The organism is uncultured Mycobacterium sp. (genome assembly GCF_964249325.1).
Classification (GTDB): domain Bacteria; phylum Actinomycetota; class Actinomycetes; order Mycobacteriales; family Mycobacteriaceae; genus Mycobacterium.
The window spans coordinates 7,840-10,577 of sequence record NZ_CAXUCH010000152.1 but is presented as its reverse complement, the minus strand read 5'-3'; the positions used below and the strand labels follow the sequence as shown (position 1 = coordinate 10,577).

Annotated in this window: 3 protein-coding genes and 1 pseudogene (1 of these 4 running past the window's edge); 1 reads left to right on the top strand and 3 read right to left on the bottom strand. The window is 68.2% G+C overall.

Annotated features, from left to right (window positions below; translation table 11 throughout):
• From ACFE99_RS17300 to ACFE99_RS17290, 3 genes are all read right to left on the bottom strand, one after another.
• The coding region (locus ACFE99_RS17300; protein ID WP_375487412.1) for an NAD(P)-binding domain-containing protein at window positions 1-435 on the bottom strand (435 nt) is incomplete at its 3' end.
• A 112-nt stretch (window positions 436-547) separates the two neighbouring features.
• Window positions 548-1,495, bottom strand: coding sequence for a M56 family metallopeptidase (locus tag ACFE99_RS17295; protein WP_375487410.1), 948 nt, complete (start codon window positions 1,493-1,495; stop codon window positions 548-550).
• 14 nt (window positions 1,496-1,509) lie between these two features.
• On the bottom strand, window positions 1,510-1,926 hold the full coding sequence (locus ACFE99_RS17290) for a BlaI/MecI/CopY family transcriptional regulator (RefSeq protein ID WP_375487408.1): 417 nt from the start codon (window positions 1,924-1,926) through the stop codon (window positions 1,510-1,512).
• A 214-nt stretch (window positions 1,927-2,140) separates the two neighbouring features.
• On the opposite strand from ACFE99_RS17290, the pseudogene ACFE99_RS17285 reads away from it, so the two are divergent.
• A pseudogene (locus tag ACFE99_RS17285) lies at window positions 2,141-2,738 on the top strand (iron reductase) (it continues 233 nt past the right edge of the window).

The window sequence follows — 2,738 nt, the reverse complement described above, 5'->3', positions numbered from 1 at the left end:
CAGCGCGCCCTCCTCGCCGCCGGAGATGCCGGCGCCGACGAAGTGCAGTCCGCGTTGCGCCATCGCCTTCTCGCGGCGGATGGTGTCGGTGTAGAGCGCGTTGCCCCCATCGATGATGATGTCGCCTTCTTCCATCGCGTCGGCGAGCTCGCCGATGACGGCGTCGGTGGCGTCGCCGGCCTTGACCATGATCAGCACGCGGCGCGGTTTTTCCAGTACGCCAAGGAATTCCGGGATCGTCTCGGTGCGTACGAAGTTGCCCTCAGAGCCGTGCTCTTTCAGCAGTGCGTCGGTCTTGGCGACGGTCCGGTTGTGCAGTGCCACGGTGTAGCCGTGGCGGGCGAAGTTGCGGGCGATGTTCGACCCCATCACCGCCAGGCCGGTGACTCCGATCTGTGCGGTGCCGACACCAGCGGTGGATTGCGACGAGCTCATCTATTTGCCTCTCCCGGCTCGGGGCTTTCGTCAAGCCTTTCACCGATCACTGTGGCACAGCGGGATTCGGCTCTCGGGAGGTATTCCCTCAGCCGTCAGGCTAGACGGCTTGCTAGGCGATGAACAGTCGCTGCAGTTCGATGAGCCAGGGTATGGCCAGCGCTATTGTCGGCACCACCAACACGGCTGCTGCGGCGGCATAGACAGCCGCCGCCAGCATCCGGCTATTGCCGCGCCCGGATAGCCGCCGCACGCGCACCAGCGTGCTGGGACCGCCCGCGGCCAACGCTGCCGACGGTGTCCGCCCGGATGCGCACGCCACCAGCGCCCGGGCCAGGGGAGCGCGGCCGGCGGCGCGCACCGCAGCGTCGTCGGCAAGCAGCTCGACCAGCAGCTGTACTGCGTCCAGCGCGCCTGCGCTGCGAACCAACCGGGGAAATGCGGCGTGCACCGCGGTGAAGCCCTCGAGAACCAGGTCGTGCCGCGCCCGCAGGTGTGCGCGCTCGTGGCTGAGTATCGCCGCGACCTCGGCGTCACTGAGGGCGGTAAATGTCCCTTCGCTGAGCACCACGCGGCTACGCACCCCGGGCAGACAGTAGGCGAGCGGTTGCGCCACGCATAGGATGCGCAGGTCGCGCGCCCGCGCGCCCGTCTGTGCGGGCGCCCCAGCCCGAGCGCCGAGCAGATCAACCAGCATCCGGTGATGGGCGCGGCGTCGTCGGGTGCCAATGGCCACTCTCAGCACCGCGATCGCCAGCCGGGCGCCCACCAGCACAGTAACCGCGAAGACCCCAACGTACAGCGTCCATAACGGCCAGCCCAGTCGCCCGATATCGCCGAGGGGGCTCGCGGTGGGCCGCCCGTCAGGGCCTGGCATCAGCAGCCGGCTGGCGATTGCGATGCCGGCGCTAAACGCCGAAAGCACCGCGGCAAGCGCAATGGCCTGCCACAGCACAACCGTGGCCCGCGGGGCCCGCAGCGGCCACCTGGCGCGGGCCAGCAGGGCCGGTACCGGGCCGACCAGCAGCGCCGCGAGAATGATGAAGGCCAGCGCGGACACGCTGCCAGTGTCCCTCAGCCCTCGGGGCCCGCGCTAGCAGGTGGGGTTTTGCGGTGGCCGGCCTCTAGTTCGTCCAGCGCCCGCCGCAGCGCGTCGGCCTCGTCGGCGCCGACGCGTTCCACAAAGTGCACCAGCGCCGCCTGCCGGCTACCCGAGTCCGCTGCCTGGTCAAGCGCGTCGACCATCAGCCCGGCGACCAGTTCGTCGCGGCTGTGCATCGGTGCGTAGCGGTGGGCGCGGTCGTCGCGAATTTGGGAGACCAAATTCTTCTTGGCCAACCGTTGCAGCACTGTCATCACAGTGGTGTAGGCCAGGTCGCGCTGCGCCGATAACGCCTCATGGACTTGGCGAACAGTTTGGGGTTCGGGCGCGGACCACAAGTGGTCCATCACCGCACGTTCCAGATCCCCCAGGCGCGTCAGCTTGGCCATTCGTTTCATCTCCTAAAGCGACCCAATCAGACTACTCCCGCTTACTACCGACCGTCGTATCGATATGGCCGCACGGTGACAACCGATCGATCGGCAAACCAGATCCCGCGCGGTACCCGCCGGTGAGATCGGCCTGCAGCTGTGACGGCGTTCACAACACTACCTCCAGCAACGCATATTAGGTTAGCCTAACCTGATCCTTTCGGGAGGTGTGGTGACTGTTATCAGCGACGACCCGCTGATCGCGGCGATGACTATCGACCGACCACTGCCGCTGCACGAATCGGGTCGGCGGCTGCGCGAACTGTATCCGACCGCCCCGCGCGTCTACGGTGTCGCGGTGCTGGCCGACGTTTCCCGGCGCCGCTGGTGGCCACTGGCGTCGGCCCTGACCACCGACCGACTTCAGGTGATGTTCGACGACGCCGCTGCCGGAATGGACCGCCGGGCCGCGGCCCGGGACCTGGCGGCCACGCTGGTACACACCGTGCTCGGACGGGTGGTGGCTCTTGTGGTCTTCGAGGGCCGGGCCTGGGATCCCGGTTTGGAAAACCTGTGGGTACACGTCGACGCCGAGGGTGCTATCGACTGGGTCGCGGTGATCGACGCGACGCTGCGCGCGTTGCCCGACGACCGCGAACTGCGCGAGCCGGTGGTGCGGCTGCCGAGCGAAGCCGCGTTGGCCACCTGGGTCGCGCACCGCTGCCACCGGAGCCTCGCGCCGTTGTTTGCCAAACTGCACACCGTCAGCGGCGGTGCGATCCCGGTGGCGACCATGTGGCAGCTGGTCGGCTCGGCGGTCGTCACCGCCG